Annotated in this window: 3 protein-coding genes and 1 pseudogene; all 4 read left to right on the top strand. The window is 60.2% G+C overall.

Annotation, left to right across the window (positions count from 1 at the left end; translation table 11 throughout):
* Positions 1-1057 (top strand): HlyD family secretion protein (locus ABX749_RS24715; protein ID WP_372898338.1); only part of this gene is annotated, 1057 nt, incomplete at its 5' end.
* Positions 1054-3327, top strand: a complete 2274-nt coding sequence (locus tag ABX749_RS24710) for a biotin/lipoyl-binding protein (protein WP_372898337.1) — start codon at positions 1054-1056, stop codon at positions 3325-3327. The genes ABX749_RS24715 and ABX749_RS24710, both read left to right, overlap by 4 nt.
* 100 nt (positions 3328-3427) lie before the next feature.
* The gene (locus ABX749_RS24705; protein ID WP_145208812.1) at positions 3428-3703 is read left to right on the top strand and encodes a hypothetical protein; all 276 of its coding nucleotides are present in this window, start codon (positions 3428-3430) and stop codon (positions 3701-3703) included.
* 127 nt (positions 3704-3830) lie between these two features.
* A pseudogene (locus ABX749_RS24700) lies at positions 3831-4024 on the top strand (metal-dependent hydrolase); the annotation flags it as partial.

Here is a 4024-nt window from a genome sequence, read left to right as displayed (position 1 = left end):
GGGCATCGGGCGGGCGGTGAGGATCACGCTTGCCCATGCGTGGTTGATGTTGGTGATGCCGTTGCCGACGATCGGTGCGGATGAACCCCAGGTGGTCGGCCCGTTGGTGATCAAGTTGATCGATCAAGTCGAGGTCCCTGCGCTTGAGCCAGGTGCGATCGAAAGTTTGGACGTTCGCTTGGGAGATACCGTCAAAGCGGGGCAAGTCATCGCCCGCATCGACGACCGCATCAGCGAAGCTCAGCGTGAACTAGCGGCGACGGAGTTGGCGATCAGTCGGCAACGATCGAGCCAATACCGTGACGACAAGATTGCCGCAACGGAGTCCAACGAGAAGGAAGCCGTTTTGCAGCAACAACGATTATTGGCCAAGATCGCCTCCGAAAAAGCGCTCAGTCAGGTTCGCGTGTCGGCCGCCGAGAAAGCGGAAGCGGTGGCCAAGAACGAATGGTCGCGTGCGATCGGCGCGCGGGAACAATTCGCCGACAGCGTCTCCGATTCCGAGCTGGAAAACCTGCGATTGAAATACGATCGTTCGCGTTTGGAACGCGTGGAGGCGGAGTTTCAGCGGCGGATGGATCAGCTTTCGGCCGAGGGGGAAGCTCAGGGGGTGAAGATCGCCGAACTGGCGGCCCAACGGGCGGAGCTGCGACGATCCGTTGCGGTCGCCGACGCGGAGTCGTTGCGTTTGGACATCGAGTCAAAACAGAAGACGCTTCAGATTCAGGAGTTGACCGTCGCGCGGCATCGGGTCGCGTCACCGATCGATGGCGTGGTTGTCGAAATCTTCAAACGCCGCGGCGAGTGGGTTCGACCGGGAGACTCGGTGGTGCGTGTGATCAACCTTGATCAACTGCACGCGGAAGGTTTTTTCAGCGGGCTGGTCCGACCCAAACGCGGTCAACAGGTTCGCCTGTCTTCGGCGGACCGCGAGGTCGACGGGACGATCGATTTCGTCAGCTCCGAGCGAGATTCGGTCAGCGGCGAATTTCGGTTTCTGGTTCGGATCGACGGCGGCGCCTTTTTCCCTGGTGATCAAGTGGAGATTGATTGGTGAATCGATCGGCATCGGCCAATGGAAACGATCGCGACCTCTGGCGACTTCGCAGCGATCTCCACTTCCGTTGGGTGGACGGAATCGGGGCCGCGGACGGCTATTGGGTGGTGAACGATCCTTTGGCCGGCGAATGGTTTTACCTTTCCAAAATCGAAAAGCGTTTGTTGGAACTTGCCGATGGCGGTCACTCGATCCGCGAGCTTTGCCAGATCGCCGCCGCGACGATCAAGCCGTTGGAATCCAGCGTGGATGCGTTGGTTTCGTTTTATGCGCAGGCGCGTCGAAAAGGAATGCTGGTGACGGTCGGCAACGGCGGGCCGATCGATCGGGCGGTGTTTGATCAATCGCTGGGCCAACACGCAGCGTCTTCCTTTTCCACTCGGTTGAGCCGATCGCTGGGCAAGATGGTCGCGTTTCGATTGCCGGGGCTGAACCCGAACGCCTGGTTCCAGATTCCCGAGACAGCCAAGCGATGGTCAAGCTCGAAAGCAATGTGGATCGGCTTGATTGGCCTGACCGTGATTTCCTTCGCACTGCTGGTTGCCCGGTTCGATGTGTTAGCCGGCGAACTCTCACGCGCCGTTGCCCGCCGCGATCCAGTTTGGTTTGTTTTGGTGTTGGTCACGATTGCGGCGGCCAAATCGATTCATGAATTGGCGCATGTGGTGGCGTGTCGATGGGTCGGGGCGGAGTGCCGTGAGCTGGGCGTGATGTTGTTGTTCGGAGCGCCCTGTTTGTACTGCGATGTTTCCGATTTGTGGCGTGTGCCGCGTCGCAGCCGGCGGGTGTTGGTTTCCGCCGCAGGCATGATGGCCGAATTGTGTCTTGCCGGACTGGCAACCATCGTGTGGGCGGTGACCGATGCGTCGATCGTTCACGATTTGGCGCTCGTCGTGATGGTGGTCTGTTGCGTCTCGACGGTGTTGATCAATGGCAACCCCTTGTTGCGCTACGACGGCTATTTCATGTTGGCCGATTGGATCGGTGTTCCGAACCTTTCGCAACGAGCCAACCAGGCGATGCGAAACGTGGTTCGAAAAGGGGTGTGGGGCGAAGCGGCCGACGTTGACGTGGTTCCGCAAATCGGGCGTGCCGTCCCAACGACGGCGCTGGTGTTTTATGCCGCCGCTAGCGCGGCGTATCGTTTGTTCGTCGTCGGGCTGCTGACGCTCTTGATCTACCACGGATCCGTCGATGTGGGGCTGGGCTGGTTGGGCGCCGCGTTTGCCGCGGCGCTGTTGGGATCGATGCTCTTGCGGGCTATCACCTCGGTGCTGCGGTCTCCCGATGCACGGCCGCGGTCGGGGCAAGTTTCCAGCGACCAGGCGTCGGCGCCGCATCGCCGACGATGGTGGAATCATCGCCGGCCGATCGTGTTTGTTGCGGCTGTGGTCGGGTTGCTGTGGATCGGGATGGTGATTCCGTTTTCCAGGCGAGTCGTCGTGCCGGTGTTGGTGGTAGCCGCCGAGCAGCAGGAATTGCACGCGATTGAATCGGGACGCATCGTCGAGCTGGCCGAGTCGGGGACGATGGTTGAATCCGGCCAGGTGCTGATTCGGCTGCGGAACGATGACCTCGACGACCAACTGGCGCAGGCCGATGCGGAACTCGCCGTGGCCACGGCGCTCGTCGCCGCGTGGCAGTCACGCAAGGGCACCCCAGCTGAAAACTCCGCCGCCTTGTCCGTTGCATTGAAACGCAGCGAGGCGGCGGAGAAGCATCGTCGGTTGATCGCCCGACGCAAGCAACGTTTGACGCTGGTCGCCGGTTCCCCCGGCCGCTTCACTCATGCGATCCCAACCCCGGTCGATGCGCGGGATCGAAAGTGGCGTCCCGGACAATGGGTTCCGTCGGGCACGTTGATGGGTTGGGTCGGACACCCCGAGCATCGAAAGGGGGTCGCGCTGGTGGACCAGAGTCACGTCGATCTGATCCGCGCCGGACAGCACGTGCGGATTCGCCACGCGTCACGATCGCGAGGTCAGATTCAGGGGGCAGTGATTCAGGGAGCAGTGACTAAAAACACGGTGCGACATTTCGAACGTGCCGCCGTAGAATCGATCCCCCCGGAATTGCTCGCCGATGCCGCGGATTCAAAGGATCGGCTGGACGTGTCGCAGGCGAACTATTTTGTCCGCATCACGCTCGACCCGGCTTCGTCGCCGCCGCTACCGTTGCGGTCGGTGGCGCTGGCGGAAATCAATGTGGAAGCGAGCAGTTTGTGGCATCGTTTGCGTCGCATCGCGGCGTTGGAGTACCGAGGGCTGTGATCAAGTACACGCTGGGGGGAGTCGAGCGAAGCAGCACGTCTGGGTTATACTGAGCGAGAATGAACGACAGAGCCGGCATTTTTAATCATCGAGCAATTTTATGACAAACGTGCGAAACGGCGATCAAATTGTCGCGGAATCGTTTTTGGAGGTCCGAGCGAAGCTGTTGGAAGTTGCCGCGACGCTGGATCGAATCGACCGGGCGTGTGAAACAGCGCCGCTTGAGGATGGGGCAAGATCGAAACGCGAGCTGTTGATCGAAGCGACGAAGATTCTGTTGTCCGAGGAGCCGAGTCGGGCGGAGCGGTTGCAGCAATTGTTTTCGCGAAAGTATGACACCGATTGGCGTCAACAACTGGGGATCACAGAAGCGTAAACGTCGGGCTTGCGTTAAACTTCAGGCAGGTCGCCGAACGAGTCGCGCGATGACTTTTGTCGATCGATGCCCCCGCGAGTGGTGCATCGTCGCGGTCAACTTTCACTTTCACTGACATAGATCACGTATGGACTACATCGACCCGCATATCCACATGGTTTCCCGCACGACGGATGATTATGCGACCCTTGCGCGGATGGGCTGTGTGGCGATGAGTGAACCGGCGTTCTGGGCCGGATATGACCGGGGCAGCGTCGACGGATTCCGTGATTACTTTCGTCAGTTGACCGAAACCGAGCCGGCTCGGGCGGCACAATACGG

Origin of the sequence: Stieleria sp. (assembly GCF_041595215.1) — a bacterium.
Classification (GTDB): domain Bacteria; phylum Planctomycetota; class Planctomycetia; order Pirellulales; family Pirellulaceae; genus Stieleria; species Stieleria magnilauensis.
Note: the sequence above shows the minus strand (reverse complement) of the source record. Positions and strands in the feature narration are given on the sequence as shown.

Excerpts from the sequence above, each read along its gene's own strand:
- ABX749_RS24705 (WP_145208812.1), top strand. The coding sequence starts at position 3,428 with ATGACAAACGTGCGAAACGGCGATCAAATTGTCGCGGAATCGTTTTTG.